At 53.0% G+C, this 18,514-nt stretch carries 22 protein-coding genes and 1 other annotated feature; of the genes, 12 read left to right on the top strand and 10 right to left on the bottom strand.

What is annotated here, in order from left to right:
* Window positions 1-13: 13 nt before the first annotated feature.
* Window positions 14-607, top strand: coding sequence for a nucleotide exchange factor GrpE (gene grpE, locus ACQ0PY_RS17835; RefSeq protein WP_042999685.1), 594 nt, complete (start codon window positions 14-16; stop codon window positions 605-607).
* A gap of 81 nt (window positions 608-688) precedes the next feature.
* On the opposite strand, the gene ACQ0PY_RS17830 is transcribed toward grpE, so the two are convergent.
* Together ACQ0PY_RS17830 and ACQ0PY_RS17825 are read right to left on the bottom strand one after the other, a co-directional pair.
* The gene (locus tag ACQ0PY_RS17830) at window positions 689-1,975 is read right to left on the bottom strand and encodes an HlyC/CorC family transporter (RefSeq protein WP_042999686.1); all 1,287 of its coding nucleotides are present in this window, start codon (window positions 1,973-1,975) and stop codon (window positions 689-691) included.
* A 19-nt stretch (window positions 1,976-1,994) separates the two neighbouring features.
* Window positions 1,995-2,786, bottom strand: coding sequence for a cytochrome C assembly family protein (locus ACQ0PY_RS17825; protein WP_042999687.1), 792 nt, complete (start codon window positions 2,784-2,786; stop codon window positions 1,995-1,997).
* A 165-nt stretch (window positions 2,787-2,951) separates the two neighbouring features.
* Between ACQ0PY_RS17825 and ffh the strand changes: the two genes are divergently transcribed.
* The 7 genes from ffh (at window position 2,952) to ACQ0PY_RS17790 (ending at window position 8,565) form a co-directional block, all read left to right on the top strand.
* Window positions 2,952-4,313, top strand: a complete 1,362-nt coding sequence (ffh, locus tag ACQ0PY_RS17820; protein ID WP_042325920.1) for a signal recognition particle protein — start codon at window positions 2,952-2,954, stop codon at window positions 4,311-4,313.
* A gap of 270 nt (window positions 4,314-4,583) precedes the next feature.
* The gene (rpsP, locus tag ACQ0PY_RS17815) at window positions 4,584-4,832 is read left to right on the top strand and encodes a 30S ribosomal protein S16 (protein WP_042325918.1); all 249 of its coding nucleotides are present in this window, start codon (window positions 4,584-4,586) and stop codon (window positions 4,830-4,832) included.
* Between the two features lie 18 nt (window positions 4,833-4,850).
* Window positions 4,851-5,399: a ribosome maturation factor RimM gene (gene rimM / locus ACQ0PY_RS17810; RefSeq protein ID WP_042325915.1), complete on the top strand. Its 549-nt coding sequence runs from the start codon at window positions 4,851-4,853 to the stop codon at window positions 5,397-5,399.
* Window positions 5,400-5,443: 44 nt separating this feature from the next.
* Complete coding sequence (trmD, locus tag ACQ0PY_RS17805; protein WP_042999689.1) at window positions 5,444-6,211, top strand: tRNA (guanosine(37)-N1)-methyltransferase TrmD; 768 nt, start codon at window positions 5,444-5,446, stop codon at window positions 6,209-6,211.
* A gap of 40 nt (window positions 6,212-6,251) precedes the next feature.
* Window positions 6,252-6,599 (top strand): 50S ribosomal protein L19, encoded by a 348-nt coding sequence (gene rplS / locus ACQ0PY_RS17800; protein ID WP_012134695.1) that lies wholly within the window; start codon window positions 6,252-6,254, stop codon window positions 6,597-6,599.
* Between the two features lie 134 nt (window positions 6,600-6,733).
* On the top strand, window positions 6,734-7,150 hold the full coding sequence (locus ACQ0PY_RS17795; protein ID WP_042999690.1) for a DUF2946 domain-containing protein: 417 nt from the start codon (window positions 6,734-6,736) through the stop codon (window positions 7,148-7,150).
* Window positions 7,151-7,206: 56 nt separating this feature from the next.
* A complete protein-coding gene (locus tag ACQ0PY_RS17790; RefSeq protein WP_109740569.1) occupies window positions 7,207-8,565 on the top strand; it encodes a PepSY-associated TM helix domain-containing protein in 1,359 nt (452 codons plus the stop codon).
* Between the two features lie 3 nt (window positions 8,566-8,568).
* Here ACQ0PY_RS17790 and ACQ0PY_RS17785 read toward each other — a convergent pair whose 3' ends face one another.
* The 4 genes from ACQ0PY_RS17785 to ACQ0PY_RS17770 all read right to left on the bottom strand — a co-directional run bounded on the left by ACQ0PY_RS17785 (window position 8,569) and on the right by ACQ0PY_RS17770 (window position 11,316).
* The gene (locus ACQ0PY_RS17785) at window positions 8,569-9,051 is read right to left on the bottom strand and encodes an OmpA family protein (RefSeq protein ID WP_042999692.1); all 483 of its coding nucleotides are present in this window, start codon (window positions 9,049-9,051) and stop codon (window positions 8,569-8,571) included.
* Window positions 9,052-9,066: 15 nt separating this feature from the next.
* Window positions 9,067-10,290: a diguanylate cyclase DgcN/YfiN gene (gene dgcN, locus ACQ0PY_RS17780; RefSeq protein ID WP_042999693.1), complete on the bottom strand. Its 1,224-nt coding sequence runs from the start codon at window positions 10,288-10,290 to the stop codon at window positions 9,067-9,069.
* On the bottom strand, window positions 10,283-10,801 hold the full coding sequence (yfiR, locus tag ACQ0PY_RS17775) for a regulatory sequestration protein YfiR (protein ID WP_044255216.1): 519 nt from the start codon (window positions 10,799-10,801) through the stop codon (window positions 10,283-10,285). The genes dgcN and yfiR overlap by 8 nt, the downstream gene beginning before the upstream one ends.
* Window positions 10,802-10,941: 140 nt before the next feature.
* The gene (locus ACQ0PY_RS17770) at window positions 10,942-11,316 is read right to left on the bottom strand and encodes a DUF2799 domain-containing protein (RefSeq protein WP_042999695.1); all 375 of its coding nucleotides are present in this window, start codon (window positions 11,314-11,316) and stop codon (window positions 10,942-10,944) included.
* 213 nt (window positions 11,317-11,529) lie between these two features.
* On the opposite strand from ACQ0PY_RS17770, the gene aroF reads away from it, so the two are divergent.
* Both aroF and tyrA read left to right on the top strand, forming a co-directional pair.
* Entirely contained in the window at window positions 11,530-12,600 is a 1,071-nt protein-coding gene (gene aroF, locus ACQ0PY_RS17765; RefSeq protein ID WP_042999696.1) for a 3-deoxy-7-phosphoheptulonate synthase AroF, read from the top strand.
* Window positions 12,601-12,610: 10 nt separating this feature from the next.
* Window positions 12,611-13,732, top strand: coding sequence for a bifunctional chorismate mutase/prephenate dehydrogenase (gene tyrA / locus ACQ0PY_RS17760; RefSeq protein WP_109740568.1), 1,122 nt, complete (start codon window positions 12,611-12,613; stop codon window positions 13,730-13,732).
* A 101-nt stretch (window positions 13,733-13,833) separates the two neighbouring features.
* On the opposite strand, the gene pheA is transcribed toward tyrA, so the two are convergent.
* From pheA to bamD, 4 genes are all read right to left on the bottom strand, one after another.
* A complete protein-coding gene (gene pheA, locus ACQ0PY_RS17755) occupies window positions 13,834-14,994 on the bottom strand; it encodes a bifunctional chorismate mutase/prephenate dehydratase (protein ID WP_044255225.1) in 1,161 nt (386 codons plus the stop codon).
* Between the two features lie 22 nt (window positions 14,995-15,016).
* Window positions 15,017-15,141, bottom strand: a sequence feature (Phe leader region).
* Window positions 15,093-15,140: a pheA operon leader peptide PheL gene (pheL, locus tag ACQ0PY_RS17750; protein WP_001386991.1), complete on the bottom strand. Its 48-nt coding sequence runs from the start codon at window positions 15,138-15,140 to the stop codon at window positions 15,093-15,095. (Overlaps the previous feature by 48 nt.)
* Before the next feature lie 102 nt (window positions 15,142-15,243).
* Window positions 15,244-15,582 (bottom strand): ribosome-associated translation inhibitor RaiA, encoded by a 339-nt coding sequence (raiA, locus tag ACQ0PY_RS17745; RefSeq protein WP_003031244.1) that lies wholly within the window; start codon window positions 15,580-15,582, stop codon window positions 15,244-15,246.
* A gap of 270 nt (window positions 15,583-15,852) precedes the next feature.
* Window positions 15,853-16,590 (bottom strand): outer membrane protein assembly factor BamD, encoded by a 738-nt coding sequence (gene bamD, locus ACQ0PY_RS17740; RefSeq protein WP_044255229.1) that lies wholly within the window; start codon window positions 16,588-16,590, stop codon window positions 15,853-15,855.
* Between the two features lie 131 nt (window positions 16,591-16,721).
* Here bamD and rluD point away from each other — a divergent pair, with 131 nt between their 5' ends.
* Window positions 16,722-17,702 (top strand): 23S rRNA pseudouridine(1911/1915/1917) synthase RluD, encoded by a 981-nt coding sequence (gene rluD, locus ACQ0PY_RS17735; protein WP_042999700.1) that lies wholly within the window; start codon window positions 16,722-16,724, stop codon window positions 17,700-17,702.
* Window positions 17,699-18,430 (top strand): purine nucleoside phosphorylase YfiH, encoded by a 732-nt coding sequence (gene yfiH / locus ACQ0PY_RS17730; RefSeq protein WP_109740567.1) that lies wholly within the window; start codon window positions 17,699-17,701, stop codon window positions 18,428-18,430. The genes rluD and yfiH overlap by 4 nt, the downstream gene beginning before the upstream one ends.
* Window positions 18,431-18,514: the final 84 nt, after the last annotated feature.

Genomic DNA, 18,514 nt, shown 5'->3' with positions numbered 1-18,514 from the left:
CGCGGAGAAATTCATGAGTAGTAAAGAACAGAAAACGCCTGAGGGGCAAGCCCCGGAAGAAATTATCATGGATCAGCACGAAGAAGTTGAGGCGGTTGAATCAGACGCTTCTGCTGAGCAGGTGGATCCGCGCGATGAAAAAATTGCGAATCTGGAAGCGCAGCTTACTGAAGCTCAGACCCGTGAACGTGATGCGGTGCTGCGCATAAAAGCGGAAATGGAAAACCTGCGTCGCCGTACCGAACTGGACGTTGAGAAGGCGCACAAGTTCGCGCTGGAGAAATTCGTCAATGAACTGCTGCCGGTGATTGATAGCCTGGATCGCGCGCTGGAAGTGGCGGATAAAGCCAATCCGGATATGAAGCCTATGGTGGAAGGGATCGAACTGACCCTGAAATCGATGCTGGATGTGGTGCGCAAGTTTGGCGTTGAAGTGATTGCTGAGACGAACGTTGCGCTGGATCCGAACGTGCATCAGGCGATTGCGATGGTCGAGTCTGAAGACATCGCGCCGGGCAACGTGCTGGGTATTATGCAGAAAGGCTATACGCTAAACGGTCGTACGATCCGCGCGGCGATGGTGACCGTTGCGAAAGCGAAAGGTTAATCTTTCGGCTATTTATATTGCCGGATGGCGCTGATGTTTATCCGGCCTACGGCCCACTGGAAAACCGGCGGGCCGTTTTCATTACTCCGCGACACTCTCCCGCAGCGGTTTCACGGGCAACACTTTGACCTGTTTAATCATATTCTCCTGGACGTCGAGAATATCGATATCATATTGACCGATGCGCACGCGAGTGCCCGCAATCGGGATCTCTTCCAGTGCTTCCAGAATCACGCCATTTACCGTACGCGCGTCGTCTTCCGGCAGATGCCAGTTAAACGCTTTGTTAATTTCCCGCACGTTGGCGCTGCCATCGATAATCACCGAACCGTCATTTTGCGGCGTCACTTCCTCAGCCAGCGTAGGTGACATCGAGGTGGTAAAGTCGCCGACAATCTCTTCAAGAATATCTTCCACCGTGACCAGCCCCTGAATATCGCCATATTCATTGACCACCAGGCCGACTTTCTTTTTATTACGCTGAAATTTGATGAGCTGTGTGCTGAGTGGCGTGCCCTCCGGGACGAAGTAAATCTCATCGGCGGCGCGCAGCATGGTCTCTTTGGTGAACTCTTTCTTTTCCGACATTAACCGCCAGGCTTCGCGAACGCGCAGCATGCTGATAGCGTCATCCAGCGAGTCACGGTACAACACAATACGCCCGTGCGGCGAGTGCGATAGCTGACGCACGATGGACTTCCAGTCGTCATTGATATCAATTCCCATAATTTCACTGCGCGGCACCATGATGTCATCCACGCTGACCTTTTCCAGATCGAGCACTGACAGCAGCATGTCCTGGTTGCGCCGGGAAATTTGCGAGCGGGATTCATTCACGAGGGTTCGTAACTCATCTTTACTCAACGAACCGCTGATGACGATATCGGTTTTAATGCCCATCATGCGCATCAGTAATCGGGTGATGGTGTTGAGCAACCAGACCAACGGCATCATCAGAATCTGTAACGGCGCCAACAGGAAGCTGCTGGGATAGGCCACCTTTTCCGGGTACAGCGCCGCAATGGTTTTTGGCAGAACTTCGGCAAACACCAGCACGACGAAGGTCAGCACGCCGGTGGCGATGGCAACGCCCGCATCGCCATACAAACGCATACCGACAATGGTGCCGATGGCCGAAGCAAGAATATTGACCAGGTTATTACCAATTAGTACCAGGCTTATCAGGCGATCGGGTTTACGCAGCAGCTTTTCAACGCGCTTTGCCGGACGGTTCCCTTGTTTGGCAAGGTGGCGTAAGCGATAGCGATTCAGGGTCATCATTCCGGTTTCGGAACCGGAAAAATAAGCGGAGATAACCACCATGACGATCAATGTGACGATCAGCGTGGTGGTGGAGATGTGTTCCAGGGGGCGCCTCCTTTAAGGCTTAGCTGACAAACTGCTGCAATATCCGGCTACCGAAATAAGCCAGCGTCAGGATCCCGGCGCCTGCGACGTTAAACCACACAACACGACGACCGCGCCAGCCTTCATGATAATGTCCCCACAACAGAACAATATAGACAAACCATGCGATGATCGAGAGCACCGCTTTGTCGATATTTTCCATGCTGAACAGATTGTGCATGTAAAACAGGCCGGTACACAGGGTGAGCGTCAGCAGGACCACGCCAATCTGCGTGATGTGGAACATCTTGCGTTCGATGCTCATCAGCGGCGGCATTTCATTATTGAACGCCAGCTTTTTGTTTTTAAGCTGATAGTCGATCCACGCCAGTTGCAGCGCGTACAGTGCGGCGATAATGAGTGTCGCATAAGAGAACAGCGACAACCCGATGTGGACCATCATTCCCGGCGTGGCTTCAAGGTGGGTGATGAACTCGTTCGGCATAAAGGTCGCGAAGGCCAGATTGATCAGCGCGAAGGCATACACCACTGGCAACAGTAGCCAGCCACGGTTGCGCGAGGCGACAATCGTCATCACCGTACAGATCATCAGGCTGACCAGCGAACCGACGTTCAGCAGGCTCAGGTTTTGTCCGCTATCACCACCCGGCAGAATGCGGGCTTCAAGCGCAATGGCGTGACACACCAGCGCGACAACCGCAGAAAGAATGGCCATACGCCGCCAGCCGCTGTTTTTTTGCAGCAGAGCGGGGACGATCAGCGCGAGGCTGACGGAATAGGCGACAAGGGCGAGCAAAGCAAAAACGGGCATAGTGGTGTCGACAGTTGGCCAGTGAGAAAGAGAAGCAGTATAGCGTTACGTGACCGCGGCTCCAACCGTTGCATAACAACAAAGACGGCTTCATGTTATACTGCGACAAAATTCTGTTCATGTGTCGCTTGAGCGACCAACCGTTTCCACCCCAGGCGAGAGACAATGTTTGATAATTTAACCGATCGTTTGTCGCGCACGCTGCGCAATATCAGTGGCCGCGGACGCCTTACTGAAGACAACGTTAAAGAGACGCTGCGCGAAGTGCGCATGGCGCTGCTGGAGGCTGACGTTGCGCTGCCGGTAGTGCGAGAGTTTATCAATCGCGTAAAAGAGAAAGCGGTTGGGCATGAAGTTAACAAGAGCCTGACGCCAGGGCAGGAGTTCGTCAAGATTGTCCGTAACGAACTCGTGGCGGCGATGGGCGAAGAGAACCAGAGCCTGAATCTGGCTGCGCAGCCGCCAGCCGTGGTGCTGATGGCGGGCTTGCAGGGTGCGGGTAAAACCACCAGCGTCGGTAAGCTGGGTAAGTTCCTGCGCGAAAAGCACAAGAAGAAAGTGCTGGTCGTCTCCGCTGACGTATATCGCCCTGCGGCGATCAAACAGCTGGAAACGCTGGCCGAGCAGGTTGGCGTTGATTTCTTCCCGTCGGATGTCGGCCAGAAGCCGGTCGATATCGTTAACGCGGCGCTGAAAGAAGCCAAACTCAAATTCTACGATGTGCTGCTGGTGGATACCGCCGGTCGTCTGCACGTTGATGAAGCGATGATGGACGAAATCAAGCAGGTCCATGCTTCTATCAATCCGGTAGAAACCCTGTTTGTGGTCGATGCGATGACCGGTCAGGATGCGGCGAATACCGCGAAGGCGTTCAATGAAGCGCTGCCGCTGACCGGCGTGGTGCTGACCAAAGTTGATGGTGACGCCCGTGGCGGTGCTGCGCTCTCTATTCGTCACATCACCGGCAAGCCGATCAAATTCCTCGGCGTTGGCGAGAAAACCGAGGCGCTGGAGCCGTTCCATCCGGATCGTATCGCGTCACGTATTCTCGGTATGGGCGACGTGCTGTCGCTGATCGAAGATATCGAAAGCAAAGTTGACCGCGCGCAGGCTGAGAAGCTGGCGACGAAACTGAAAAAGGGCGACGGTTTTGATCTGACCGACTTCCTGGAACAGTTGCGCCAGATGAAGAACATGGGCGGCATGGCGAGCCTGATGGGCAAGCTGCCGGGCATGGGGCAGATCCCGGACAACGTGAAGTCACAGATGGATGACAAAGTGCTGGTGCGCATGGAGGCGATCATCAACTCGATGACGCTGAAAGAGCGCGCGAAGCCGGAAATCATCAAAGGGTCCCGTAAACGCCGTATCGCACAAGGCTGCGGTATGCAGGTGCAGGACGTTAACCGCCTTCTGAAACAGTTCGACGACATGCAGCGCATGATGAAGAAGATGAAGAAGGGCGGAATGGCCAAAATGATGCGCAGTATGAAAGGGATGATGCCGCCAGGATTCCCTGGTCGCTAAAAACAAGGGTATAGGGCTATCTTGTTTGCCATTTTAGTTCCGGGGTGTGCTCGAAATGCTCACGTACTACGTGTACGCTCCGCTTTCTGTGCGCACGCCGGAACGAAACTGGCTTCACCGATATACGCCTTCTATCCCTTGTTTACTGTCCAGCATCAAGATGCTGATTGCAATTTCCCCAGAAATCAGTAAAATTTTCGGGCTTTTAATATGACACCGGGCTCCGTTCCTCGATGGGGCCCGGTTGTTTTATTCACACAAGAGGATGTTATGGTAACTATTCGTTTAGCTCGTCACGGCGCTAAAAAGCGTCCGTTCTACCAGGTTGTTGTTACTGACAGCCGTAACGCACGTAACGGTCGCTTCATTGAGCGCGTTGGCTTCTTTAACCCAATCGCTAGCGAAAAAGAAGAAGGCACTCGCCTGGATCTGGATCGCATCGCTCACTGGGTTGGCCAGGGCGCGACCATTTCTGATCGCGTTGCTACGCTGATCAAAGAAGTAAGCAAAGCAGCTTAATCTGTCACGGTGGTCATGATGAGCAAGCAACTCACTGCGCAAGCACCCGTGGACCCGATTGTCTTAGGGAAAATGGGATCGTCTTACGGTATTCGTGGTTGGCTCAGAGTGTTTTCTTCCACTGAAGACGCCGAAAGCATTTTTGACTATCAGCCCTGGTTTATCCAGAAGGCGGGTCAGTGGCAGCAAGTACAGCTGGAAAGCTGGAAGCACCACAATCAGGATCTGATCATCAAGCTGAAAGGCGTTGAAGATCGGGATGCTGCGAATCTGTTGACCAATTGCGAAATTGTCGTGGATTCTACGCAACTGCCAAAACTGGAAGAAGGTGACTACTACTGGAAAGACCTGATGGGCTGCCAGGTAGTGACCACTGAAGGCTACGATCTCGGTAAAGTCGTCGACATGATGGAAACCGGATCGAATGACGTCATCGTCATTAAGGCAAACCTGAAAGATGCGTTTGGTATCAAGGAACGCCTCGTGCCGTTCCTCGATGGGCAGGTTATCAAGAAAGTCGATCTCACTACGCGGACTATCGAAGTAGATTGGGATCCTGGTTTTTAAACCACCGGATAAGCGGTAAATGACGGCGTGATGGGGATTGGCTTGTGTTTATAGGTATCGTTAGCCTGTTTCCAGAAATGTTTCGCGCAATTACCGATTACGGGGTAACTGGCCGGGCTGTTAAAAATGGCCTGCTGAACATCCAGAGCTGGAGTCCTCGTGACTTCACGCATGACCGGCACCGTACCGTGGACGATCGTCCTTACGGCGGCGGACCGGGGATGTTAATGATGGTACAACCCTTACGGGATGCCATTCATGCAGCAAAAAGCGCGGCGGGTGAAGGCGCTAAGGTGATTTATCTGTCACCTCAGGGACGCAAGCTTGATCAAGCAGGCGTCAGCGAACTGGCTACGAATCAAAAGCTGATTCTGGTCTGTGGTCGCTACGAAGGCATAGATGAGCGCGTGATCCAAACCGAAATTGACGAAGAATGGTCAATCGGCGATTACGTTCTCAGCGGTGGCGAGTTACCGGCAATGGTACTGATTGACTCCGTTTCCCGGTTTATTCCGGGGGTTCTGGGTCATGAGGCATCGGCAACGGAAGATTCCTTTGCGGATGGATTGCTGGACTGCCCGCACTATACCCGACCTGAAGTGTTAGAAGAGATGGACGTCCCGGCAGTGTTACTGTCAGGAAACCATGCTGAGATACGTCGCTGGCGTTTGAAACAGTCGCTGGGTCGCACCTGGCTTAGAAGACCTGAACTTCTGGAAAACCTGGCTCTGACTGAAGAGCAAGCAAGGTTGCTGGCGGAGTTCAAAACGGAACACGCGCAACAGCAACATAAACATGATGGGATGGCGTAAGCCCCCGATTATCAGTTTACCCAGGATAAGAGATTAAATTATGAGCAACATTATTAAGCAACTTGAACAAGAGCAGATGAAGCAGGACGTACCTTCCTTCCGTCCGGGTGATACCGTGGAAGTGAAAGTATGGGTTGTTGAAGGTTCCAAAAAACGTCTGCAGGCATTCGAGGGCGTGGTTATCGCTATTCGTAACCGCGGTCTGCACTCTGCATTCACTGTTCGTAAAATTTCCAACGGCGAAGGCGTTGAGCGTGTCTTCCAGACTCACTCTCCGGTTGTTGACAGCATTGCTGTTAAACGTCGTGGTGCCGTTCGTAAAGCTAAACTGTACTACCTGCGTGAGCGTACTGGTAAGGCTGCTCGTATCAAAGAGCGTCTTAACTAAGATATCGCTCAGGCGACATCCTGTTAGAAGGGCTGGCCAGTTGGCTGGCCCTTTTTTATCTCCGTAACACTCACAACGTTAACCTTCAGTTCATAAATCATTTACAATGCCCCTCGTTCTCTGAGGGAGGGACAGTGAATAACGGTAAATTTCGTCAGTCAGGTTTTCAGCGGCACGCGGCATGTCTCGCGTTGTTTGCGATCCTGCTGATTGTCATTGCCCCGCTAATCTCCGTTGCACTGCAAAAAGATCCAATGAGCGCGATGCCGGGTATGCATCATGAGATGAGTTCGATGGCGAAGCACACCGGGCATCACGGTGATTCTCCTTCCATTCCGATACCTGTCGATCACGGCGAAGCCTGTGGCTATTGTGTATTACTGGCTCATGTTCCAGGGCTTATCCTGGCGATGATGATTCTGCTCTGCGGCGTTCTGCTCAGAGTGCAATGTCAACCCACTCGTCCGACGGTAAAACACTGGTATTTCTTCCCCTGGCTGTATCCTGATACGCGCGCGCCGCCGCGCAGGTCCTCACTTTCCTGTTACTGAAAATAAGATTGACGCATAAGCGTCACGACACTCTTTTGCTTTTTCTGAGGAAAAGTATGACAACCTGCACACCGCGCGCGGCATGGATAACCCTGCTGCGACGCCTTCATTTCTACATCGGCCTGTTTGTCGGGCCATTTATCTTTGTTGCCGCACTGACCGGCACGTTGTATGTGGCGACGCCGCAACTGGAAGAGGCCATTTACGCTCAGGCACTTAACGGGACGACGCAGGGAGAGCCGCAATTACTGGCGGCACAGGTTGCGATTGCGCAGCAGGTGACCGGCGGGCACCTGCGCCTGCACGCCGTCCGCCCTGGACTGGAGCCGGGCGATACAACGCGCGTCATGTTTGCCGACCCTGCGCTGGCGGCTTCTGAACATCGGGCCATTTTTATCGATCCGGTAACCCTGGCCGTGAAAGGCGATATGCCGGTGTACGGCACCAGCGGTATCCTGCCGCTGCGGCAGTGGATTGATTATGCCCACCGTTCGCTATTGTTGGGGGAGGTCGGGCGTCTCTACAGTGAACTGGCGGCATCCTGGATGTGGGTGGCGGCGCTGGGCGGTATTACACTCTGGTCAGTAACGCGACCCCGGCGCCGGTTGAACAATCCGGTTCAAAACCACCGTCGCTTGCACGTTACGCTGGGATGGCTGTTGTTAGTCGGAATGCTGCTGTTTTCAGCAACCGGACTGACCTGGTCGCAGTGGGCAGGCGGCAATGTGGATAAAATGCGCGCCGCGTTTGGCTGGCTGACGCCACAGCTTAACGCTCAACTTCATGGTGCTCGCCCGCTTCATGATGAGCACGCAGGCCACCATGGCGGCAGGGAGATGCCTGCGGCTCAGGTGAATATCCGTCAGTTCGATACCGTATTACAAACTGCGCAGACGGCTGGCCTCAATGCGCTTCGGATGGAAATTCGTCCGCCGAAGGATGCGCAGCACGGGTGGACGGTAACGGAAATCGATCGCCGCTGGCCTACGCAGGTTGATGCCGTTGCTGTTGACCCGACGATGCTTCAGGTGACTGACCATACCCGATTTGCCGACTTCCCGCTGATGGCGAAGTTGACGCGCTGGGGCGTCGATTTTCATATGGGCATTCTGCTGGGATTGCCGAACCAATTACTGCTGATCGGTTTTGGCGTTGGCCTTTGCCTGATGATCGTGATTGGTTATCGGCTGTGGTGGATTCGCCGTCCTGCGGGCCCATCAGCCAGTCCGGCGCAGACGCTGGTTCAAAGCTGGCTCATGTTGAGCGTTTGGGGGCGTACAGGTGTTGGGTTACTGGCGATGACGCTCGGACTGGCAATGCCGGTGCTGGGGGGGAGTCTGCTGCTGTTTATGCTGGTCGACTGGCTGCGCTGGGTTCACGCGTCACGCGCGGGAATCGTGCAGCCAGCCGACTGAGAACTAAGGCGTGCTGATGACCACGGCGACACGGCGGTTTTCAGCGCGACCTTTCGCCGACTGGTTGCTGGCGATGGGGTATTTTTTCCCTAATCCCTGAGTGGTCAGATTGGTGCGCGGAATCTTCGCACCTTCTGACCACGCGTCCGCCACGACATTGGCGCGCTTGAGTGATAACGCCTCATTGTAGCTGTCCTCGCCATAGTTATCGGTATGCCCATCCATACGCGCATGATTCAGACCGACTGAAGCCAGACGAGCGGCCATCGACTGAATCTGCTGCTGGCTTTCCGCACGCAGTTTGTAGTCATTCTTATCAAACAGGATAGTGTCGGAAAGCCCCAGGGACCAGTCTCCTGCGGATTCAGTAAATCCGTACGATTGCATGGCTGCTATCTGCTCAGGGGTGAATTTGCCCTGTGGTGCCTGACAGCCTGCCAGCAGTAGTGTGGCAAGAATGAATGGGGATAAAAGACGCTTAAGCATGTGTGCATTCCTTTTTTATTTTATCGAGCGCACAGCGCGCTGATGTTTAGCCTGATACATATTACGATCGGCCAGTTCTTGTAATTTCTCGGCGGAAGCGTGCTCCCAGGTCAGCGCGTAACCCATACTCAGTGTCATACTGACTAAATGTCCGTTATGCAGGTCAAAAGGACGATTAAACTCTTGTGACAGCGCGGCGCTAATTCGCTGGACTTCATAGTCTGAATGGACGCCGTAAAGCACGACGGCAAACTCATCTCCGCCGAGGCGATAAGGAATATGGCGGTTGCCGCCAAATTCAGCCAGTCGTCTGGCGACTTCAATCAGCACGCGATCGCCTGCGGCATGTCCCCAGGTATCATTTATAAATTTGAAGTTATCGCCATCAAGAAACAGAAGCGCTGAGCTGCTACGGGCTGAATTGTCGTTCATCAGGGCGCTGATGCTGCTCCGGAACGCCGCCCGGTTTGCCAGCCCGGTCAGCGGATCGTGCAGCGCCGTTCGCAATAATTGTGCATTTTTGGCCTGCAAACGCAGCTGCCACTCTTCCATTTCATCCAGCAGGCTGTTGAAGTCCTGGGCAAAATTGTGGAACTCTTCAATCCGCTCTTCAGAGACGCGGCGGGAGAAGTTACGGTTGGTACGCACATCGTGCACCACCTCGGTGATATTTTGCAGCGCCTCAACCACACCACGGTGCAGGTGACGCGTCAGCAAAATGGCAATACCGGAGGCCAGCAGAATCGACCCGGTAAGTACCGCCAGAGAAAGCCAGATGAAGTGGCTGATTAAGCTGTCGCGTGCGGTAAGTCGAACTTCACCGATAATTTCACCACTGTGCCAGACGGGCTGGGCGACGGGGAAGGGAAAGAGCCAGTGACTAATAAAATCCCCTAGCTTATCGTCGTTCTCCAGCGCGTTGTAGCGCCAGGAGGCAATGACATTCTGATTATTGTCGCGAACCTCAGCGGCGGAAAATTGCCCCTGTTGGCCGAGCGCGGCCAGCGTTTCTGCGGCGGCGGCATCATCGGCGAATACCAGCGCAGCTTCCAGACTATGGGTCATTGTCGCCGCCGTGAGCTCGAGGTTCCTTTGCGCATACTGTTTTAACGTCAGCACCGAGGCCACACATAGCAGCAGCCAGATCAACGTCATGGTCACGATCACGCTGGTGATGTTGATGCGTCGCAACGCTCGCTTAAATGTGGGACGGGGGGTTAGGGAAAGATCCTTATCCATTTTTATTATTCCGTGCGAGCATCAATACATCCGGATTGACTCTTACGCCACTGCGTGACAAGGAATCCAGATTAACGGCGAATCTGACATCATTATTGTTAATAATCAGACAAAAGGTGCTGCCAATAATGCATTCGGCATTCTGTTCTGCAATTAATAACAACGCCTTAGACGGATATTTATTCGCTAATTCAACCTGAGCAGTGGGAGATTCGCTGCCGAAATAAACACCATCACAACGCGCAGTTAATGCTTCTTGTTCGGTGTAAATAATAACAGGTTGATAAGGCAGCGACGTATCACTGCTGTCTCCCAGGACGTTGACGAACCGGGAAGACGAGAAAATACACAGTCTGGGTGGCCCTGAGAGGGCAGGCCAGCGCGTATAGCTGACAATGCCAGAGACCATGGTGCGAACGTTCTTCGCCGCATCAGGGATGTCATTTGCAAAAACTGGCGATCCTGCCAGTAAGAGCACCAGCAGCATCAGGCATCGGTGAGAAGCGGACATAACGATTTCCTCACCAGCATCTTTTATCAGTCATCAAAATACATCCATGTTTTGTTTAAAGCAAAATAGCATTATTTTTGCGGAGCGTCATTATACCTTGTAGATTAACGTATACGCCTTAAGCTAAATCTGACTAAATATTAATTCAGACGTATTGAGCCAGCATTTTCATCGGCACCTTGTTGCCATGCTTCACGCAACTGGCTGGCATTTTCTACGGTATCGCAACTGGCAGGGAAGGTTTTCCCCGTTACGCCTCTGGCATAGACAAAATTTTGCTGACAGGTTTTACGCTGACCTTCTGCATAACCGTTGAGGTATTGCGAACGATCCACCTCCGGGTCGTTAAAGCTATCGGCCAGCGTTTCATTATCTTTAACCGCAACGCCGGAAATTGCATCTTCAATACCGGCGTCATACCAGTTGGTACTGGTCCATGTTGGCGCGTGGGTGTAAGGATCGATCTGGCAGCCACTAAGCAGAAAAATGACTGCGATACTGACTCTTCTCGTCATTGCTCGTTCTCCTGTTTTTCAAAGCATAGCGGACCGTACAATAACCGTGTGTAAATTATTATGTACGATGTGATGGGCTTTAAATCGAACAAATGTCGATTCTGTAACGTAATGTTTACGTATTTTGGATTGATATCTTTACTCGTTGTGTTATCGTTACGTCATCCTCACTGAGGAAAACTATCGCAAACGAGCTAAAACAGGATCGCCATCATGCAAAAAGACGCGCTTAACAACGTACATATTACCGACGAACAGGTTCTGATGACCCCGGAACAACTTAAAGCGGAATTCCCGCTGAGCCTGGCGCAAGAGGCGCAAATCGCCCAGTCCCGCAAAACCATTTCTAACATCATTGCCGGTCGCGATCCGCGTCTGTTAGTGGTGTGCGGTCCGTGCTCCATTCACGATCCTGAAACGGCCCTGGAATATGCTCGTCGATTTAAAGCCCTTGCCGCAGAGGTCAGCGATAGCCTCTATCTGGTGATGCGCGTCTATTTTGAAAAACCCCGTACTACCGTTGGCTGGAAAGGGTTAATTAACGATCCTCATATGGATGGCTCTTTTGACGTTGAAGCAGGTCTGAAAATTGCGCGTCAACTGCTGCTTGAACTGGTCAACATGGGACTGCCGCTGGCGACGGAAGCGCTGGATCCGAACAGCCCGCAGTACCTGGGCGATCTGTTTAGCTGGTCTGCGATTGGCGCGCGTACCACGGAATCGCAAACGCACCGTGAAATGGCATCGGGTCTGTCGATGCCGGTGGGCTTCAAAAACGGCACCGACGGCAGCCTGGCGACGGCGATCAATGCCATGCGCGCGGCGGCGCAATCGCACCGTTTTGTCGGTATTAACCAGGCAGGTCAGGTTGCGCTGTTGCAAACCCAGGGCAACCCGGACGGGCATGTGATCCTGCGCGGCGGCAAAGCGCCTAACTACAGCCCGGCAGATGTCGCCCAGTGCGAAAAAGAGATGGAACAGGCGGGACTGCGGCCGTCACTGATGGTAGATTGCAGTCATGGTAATTCCAATAAAGATTACCGTCGTCAGCCTGCCGTGGCGGAGTCGGTGGTTGCGCAAATTAAAGATGGCAACCGCTCAATCATCGGCCTGATGATTGAAAGTAATATTCACGAAGGCAACCAGTCCTCCGAGCAACCGCGCAGCGAAATGAAGTACGGCGTGTCCGTTACCGATGCCTGCATCAGTTGGGAAATGACGGACGCGTTACTGCGTGAAATTAACAAAGACTTGAACGGCCAGTTGGCGGCGCGCCAGGCTTAAGAGGTTCGTTATGGTTGCTGAATTGACCGCGTTACGCGATCAAATTGATGAAGTAGACAAGGCGCTGCTGGATTTGCTGGCGCGCCGTCTGGAACTGGTGGCAGAGGTCGGGGAAGTCAAAAGCCGCTTTGGCCTGCCGATTTATGTACCGGAACGCGAAGCCTCAATGCTGGCTTCGCGCCGAGCCGAAGCGGAAGCGCTCGGCGTACCGCCAGATCTGATTGAAGACGTACTGCGTCGAGTGATGCGTGAATCCTATTCCAGTGAGAACGATAAAGGGTTTAAGACGCTGTGTCCTTCGCTGCGCCCGGTGGTGATTGTCGGCGGTGGCGGTCAGATGGGACGGTTGTTCGAGAAAATGCTCACTCTGTCGGGTTATCAGGTGCGGATCCTCGAACAGCATGACTGGGATCGCGCGCAGGAGATCGTCGCGGATGCCGGCATGGTGATCGTGAGTGTCCCGATCCATCTGACGGAACAGGTGATCGCAACATTACCGCCGTTGCCCGCCGACTGTATCCTGGTCGATCTGGCGTCGGTGAAAAACGGTCCTTTACAGGCAATGCTGGCGACGCACGACGGGCCGGTACTCGGTCTGCACCCGATGTTTGGCCCGGACAGCGGCAGCCTGGCAAAGCAGGTGGTGGTCTGGTGCGATGGACGTCATCCGGAAGCTTATCAGTGGTTCCTGGAGCAGATTCAGGTCTGGGGCGCGCGGCTGCACCGTATTAGCGCCGTCGAGCACGATCAGAACATGGCGTTCATTCAGGCGCTTCGTCACTTTGCGACCTTTGCTTATGGTCTACATCTGGCAGAAGAAAACGTGCAGCTTGAACAGTTGCTGGCGCTCTCTTCTCCGATTTATCGCCTTGAACTGGCGATGGTGGGGCGGCTGTTTGCTCAGGACCCACAGCTTTACGCCGATATCATTATGGCGTCGGAGAGCAATCTGGCACTGATTAAGCGCTATTACAAACGTTTTGGCGAAGCGATCAGTTTGCTGGAGCAGGGAGATAAACAGGCGTTTATCGACAGCTTCCGCAAAGTGGAGCACTGGTTCGGTGACTACGCGAAGCGCTTCCAGAGCGAAAGTCGTACGCTGTTACGCCAGGCGAATGACAGTCGACAGTAATGGCAGGATTATGCCGGATAGCGCCGCTAAAGTGCCTTATCCAGCCTATGCAACATAAACAACAGGCCGGACAGGCATACGCCCTCCGGCCTTGTTGCACGTTAGCTCGGATCGACTGGCACCACGTTCTCACTGGGATAGCAACCCAACACCTTCATGGAGCGAGTAATCTCGCCCAACTCCTTGAGCGCCTTCTGCATCTGTGGGGATTCCAGATTGGCCTGGATGTCGAGATAAAACATCTCTTCCCACGGATTGCCGTGTATGGGGCGGGATTCCAGTTTGGTCATGATCAGATTGTGGTTACGCATCACCAGTAGCGCTTCCACCAGCGCGCCCGCCTGTTGTCCTGTCGCCATCAGCAGCGTTGTTTTGGCTGGCACCTGGTCAGAAACATTGATTGCTTTACGCGCCAGCACGATGAAACGCGTGATATTTTGCGTCTGATTCGCCTCGATACGTTCAAGAACCTGTAAGCCATGCAGCACGCCACCGGCTTCGCTTCCGAGCGCAGCAACGTGCGGAGAGTTCGCCTGAGCGACCTTTTCCATTGCGGCGGATGTGCTTTCGGTGTACTCAATTTTCCAGTGCGGATAACGACTGAGGAACTTGCTGCACTGCTGGAACGGCTGCGGGTGGCTGTACACCGTCTCAATGGTGTCGAGGTCCGTGGTACCGGAAACCAGCACGCAGTGATCGATAGCCACCGTCATCTCACCCACAATGGAGAGACTGGTGTGCTGGAGCAGATCGTAGACATCGTTAATCCCACCCGAGCTGGTGTTTTCAATCGGTACAACTGCGTAATCGGCCTGGCCGGTTTCAACCTGATTAAAGATATCGGCAAACTTTGTACAACCGCTCTCAATAAACTGCTCAAAGTGACGGGCAGCGTACTGACGTGCCGCAAGATGTGAGTAAGAGCCTTTTGGTCCCAGGAACGCCACGCGCGCAGAATGCGGGTTGATCTTATTCAGATGTTGCTGGAGCAGCGCCTGCTGGGTGAGAACGGAGTCTTCGATGATGAGTTGAAAAAGGCGGGTGATGTAGTGCGCATCCAGATGATGGGCTTTGCCAAGCGTAATCAATCTGTCCAGGAGATCGCGCTCGCGGTCGATATCCCGTACCGGGCGATGGGATTCGAGCTTGGCTTTGCCGACTTCAACTGCCAGCCCACGTCGCTCGGCCAGTAACGCCAGTAATTTTGCATCCAGCGCGCTGATTTTATCGCGCAGCGCCAGTAATGGGTTTTCCGATGTCATAGTGTTGCCTTTATTGTTATCAATAAAAAAGGCCCCCCGGTGTGGGAGGCCTTATTGTTCGTCTTCGCATTCTTTTTCACACGACGAAAGCCTCCCATTCAGGGGAAGGTAAAAAAGAATGCGAAGAAGAACGGAGTGTGTTTCATATCAGTTTCCTTAAGTGATGTCAGTAAAGTACCCGTACTGTTTTCACCCTGTCAACAAAAAACGCGCCCGAAGGCGCGTTGGCGATACACTCAATGTAAGGGACTACTCTTCTTCTGCTTCGACGAAGTTGGCGTCTTTTACTGAAGTTGTTGCACGACGGGCTTCGCCTTTGTGCTGCACTTTATTGAGCTGCCGTTCCAGCTTGTTGATCAAATCGTTAATAGCGGTATACATATCTTCGTGTTTTGCGCTGGCGACCAGATGTCCGTTCGGTGTATTGATGGTGGCATCAGCAATGAAACCCTGTGGCTCCTTGGACAGAATAATATGTGGATTAATGAGATGGGTTTGCCATTTTTCAAGTTTGGCGAGACGGTCTGCGACATGTTGGCGAATTGCCGGAGTAATTTCCATTTGTTTACTGGTAATGTTCATTGTCATAAATTTTACCTCTTGTCTTTCCCGTCTTGGTGATTCCAGCATACCGTTCCTAATGTCAAAATGTGTGATTTAAATCACATTATTTTGTCACTTTTTGTCAAGGGTACCTTTTTGTGAGTTATCGCAGGAAGAGGTGATTTTTAACTTGAGGAAAGCCAGAAAGCAGGCCATATTTGATGAGTTGCGTCACGCAAAAGTCATCAGCGCCACGACGCGAAACGGATAAAAAAACGGCAGCTCAGCGCTGCCGTTTTTGCATCTGAAAATCGATCAGGTGTTGCTGCTGTTAGCGGCGATAATCTTCGCCACTTTGTCAGCCTGCGCCGTCATCTGCATTTCGCGATAGGCATTTTCCATCAACGGCAGGGCATCACGCGTTGCCTGCGTATCCGGGAAATCGCGCAGCATACCTTCTACACGGTTAACCACGGCAACCCATGCACCGCGCTGAGTGTAATAATCCGCAACGGAGTACTCATATTTCGCCAGACGATCTTTCAGGAACACCAGACGTTTGGTGGCGTCGGTGGTGTACTGGCTGTTCGGATAACCGCGAACCAGTTTCGAAAAGTCATTGAACGCAGCTCGCGCATGCTGAGGGTCACGGTCGCTACGATCAACACCAAAGAACCCTTGTAATGCGCTGTCATCTAACGCCATATTGGTCAGGCCACGCATATACATGACATAATCAATGTTAGGATGAGTTGGATTCAGGCGGATAAAGCGATCGATGGCAGCCTGAGCAAGCGGCAGATCGGCGTTTTTGTAGTAGGCGTAGATGAGATCTAACTGCACCTGCTGAGAATAAGGACCAAATGGATAGCGGTTATCCAACGCTTCCAATTGCGTTATTGCCTGTTTCCAGTTACCGTCCTGCAGCTTTTGCTGAGCAGTCGCGTAGATTTCATTAGGCGGATTATCGGGCACCTCTTCCTTTGAACCAGAGCAACCCGCCAAAAACAGGCTCAACGTGGCTGCTGCCACCAGATATTTCATGCGCGTCATGACGTTTTGACTTTCCTCAAAATGTTTTACGGGAGATTCTCTGTTCCTGCTCCCGGTTAAGACCAGCTACAATAGCACACTATATTAAACGGCAAAGCCGTAAAACCCAACGTTAAACGAAGAAGCTGTATATGGCACAACGAGTACAACTCACCGCAACGGTATCCGAAAATCAACTCGGTCAACGCTTAGATCAAGCTTTGGCCGAAATGTTCCCTGATTATTCGCGATCGCGCATAAAAGATTGGATTCTTGATCGGCGCGTGCTGGTCAACGGTAAACTTTGCGACAAACCAAAAGAAAAAGTGTTAGGCGGAGAACGGGTCGCCATCGATGCTGAAATCGATGAAGAAATCCGCTTCGAGCCACAGGATATCCCACTGGATATCGTTTATGAAGATGATGACATCATTGTTATCAACAAGCCACGCGATCTGGTTGTTCATCCTGGCGCGGGCAACCCGGACGGCACGGTTCTGAATGCATTACTGCATTATTATCCGCCAATTGCTGATGTTCCACGCGCAGGTATTGTCCATCGCCTGGATAAAGACACCACCGGGCTGATGGTGGTTGCGAAAACCGTTCCGGCGCAAACGCGGCTGGTGGAAGCGCTGCAACTGCGTGAGATTACCCGTGAATACGAAGCGGTAGCGATCGGTCATATGACGGCTGGCGGCACGGTGGAAGAACCTATCAGCCGTCACCCGACGAAGCGTACTCATATGGCGGTGCATCCGATGGGTAAACCAGCGGTCACGCACTATCGCATCATGGAACACTTCCGTGTGCACACGCGTCTGCGCTTGCGTCTGGAGACCGGACGTACGCACCAGATCCGCGTGCATATGGCGCATATTACCCATCCGCTGGTGGGCGATCAGGTATACGGTGGCCGTCCGCGTCCGCCGAAAGGCGCGTCGGAGGCATTTATCTCGACATTGCGTAAATTCGACCGTCAAGCGCTACATGCCACCATGCTGCGTTTGTATCACCCGATTTCCGGTATCGAAATGGAATGGCATGCGCCGATCCCACAGGATATGGTGGAACTGATTGACGCGATGCGTGCGGATTTCGAAGAGCATAAGGATGATGTGGCCTGGCTATGAGTGAGCTTATTGTCCCGCAGTGGCCTCTGCCGAACGGTGTGGCGGCCTGCAGTTCGACCCGTACCGGTGGTGTGAGTTTGCCGCCGTATGATGCCTTAAACCTGGGCGCCCACTGTGGCGATAACCCGGAGCATGTCGAAGAGAACCGCAGACGCCTGTTTGCTGCGGGCAATCTGCCTTCAAAACCGGTCTGGCTGGAACAGGTGCATGGAAAAGACGTCCTGAAGCTGACCGGCGAGCCTTACGCCTCCAAACGGGCGGATGCGTCATACAGTAATACGCCGGGTACCGTTTGTGCGGTAATGACGGCAGACTGTCTGCCCGTACTCTTTTGTAATCGGGCAGGAACGGAGGTGGCGGCAGTCCATGCGGGCTGGCGTGGATTATGTGAAGGCGTACTGGAAGAGACGGTGGCCTGCTTTGCTGATAAGCCTGAAAATATTCTTGCCTGGTTAGGCCCGGCGATTGGTCCTGCGGCGTTTGAAGTCGGACCTGAGGTGCGCGAGGCGTTTATCGCCAAAGAGACTAATGCGCATGAAGCCTTTGAGCCTCACGGCGAAAAATATCTGGCGAATATTTATCAGCTTGCCCGTCAGCGCCTGGCAAATGTCGGCGTTGAGCAAATTTATGGCGGCGACCGCTGTACTTTTAGTGAAAATGAGACTTTCTTCTCTTATCGTCGCGACAAGACCACGGGGCGTATGGCAAGTTTTATTTGGCTGATATAACCTAAAGAATCAAGACGATCCGGTACGTGTAATTTTCTTTTCACATAATTCAGGTCAATAACCTTGAATAATTGAGGGATGACC

This window comes from Citrobacter sp. LST-B2 (assembly GCF_057983045.1).
Note: the sequence above shows the minus strand (reverse complement) of the source record. Positions and strands in the feature narration are given on the sequence as shown.

Coding starts and splice junctions, on each gene's coding strand:
- ACQ0PY_RS17825 (WP_042999687.1), bottom strand. CDS start 2,786: ATGCCCGTTTTTGCTTTGCTCGCCCTTGTCGCCTATTCCGTCAGCCTC.
- grpE (WP_042999685.1), top strand. CDS start 14: ATGAGTAGTAAAGAACAGAAAACGCCTGAGGGGCAAGCCCCGGAAGAA.
- ACQ0PY_RS17770 (WP_042999695.1), bottom strand. CDS start 11,316: ATGACGAGAAGAGTCAGTATCGCAGTCATTTTTCTGCTTAGTGGCTGC.
- rluD (WP_042999700.1), top strand. CDS start 16,722: ATGGCACAACGAGTACAACTCACCGCAACGGTATCCGAAAATCAACTC.
- dgcN (WP_042999693.1), bottom strand. CDS start 10,290: ATGGATAAGGATCTTTCCCTAACCCCCCGTCCCACATTTAAGCGAGCG.
- pheA (WP_044255225.1), bottom strand. CDS start 14,994: ATGACATCGGAAAACCCATTACTGGCGCTGCGCGATAAAATCAGCGCG.
- ACQ0PY_RS17790 (WP_109740569.1), top strand. CDS start 7,207: ATGACAACCTGCACACCGCGCGCGGCATGGATAACCCTGCTGCGACGC.
- yfiR (WP_044255216.1), bottom strand. CDS start 10,801: ATGTCCGCTTCTCACCGATGCCTGATGCTGCTGGTGCTCTTACTGGCA.
- ffh (WP_042325920.1), top strand. CDS start 2,952: ATGTTTGATAATTTAACCGATCGTTTGTCGCGCACGCTGCGCAATATC.
- aroF (WP_042999696.1), top strand. CDS start 11,530: ATGCAAAAAGACGCGCTTAACAACGTACATATTACCGACGAACAGGTT.
- rimM (WP_042325915.1), top strand. CDS start 4,851: ATGAGCAAGCAACTCACTGCGCAAGCACCCGTGGACCCGATTGTCTTA.
- rpsP (WP_042325918.1), top strand. CDS start 4,584: ATGGTAACTATTCGTTTAGCTCGTCACGGCGCTAAAAAGCGTCCGTTC.
- yfiH (WP_109740567.1), top strand. CDS start 17,699: ATGAGTGAGCTTATTGTCCCGCAGTGGCCTCTGCCGAACGGTGTGGCG.
- tyrA (WP_109740568.1), top strand. CDS start 12,611: ATGGTTGCTGAATTGACCGCGTTACGCGATCAAATTGATGAAGTAGAC.
- rplS (WP_012134695.1), top strand. CDS start 6,252: ATGAGCAACATTATTAAGCAACTTGAACAAGAGCAGATGAAGCAGGAC.
- bamD (WP_044255229.1), bottom strand. CDS start 16,590: ATGACGCGCATGAAATATCTGGTGGCAGCAGCCACGTTGAGCCTGTTT.
- raiA (WP_003031244.1), bottom strand. CDS start 15,582: ATGACAATGAACATTACCAGTAAACAAATGGAAATTACTCCGGCAATT.
- ACQ0PY_RS17785 (WP_042999692.1), bottom strand. CDS start 9,051: ATGCTTAAGCGTCTTTTATCCCCATTCATTCTTGCCACACTACTGCTG.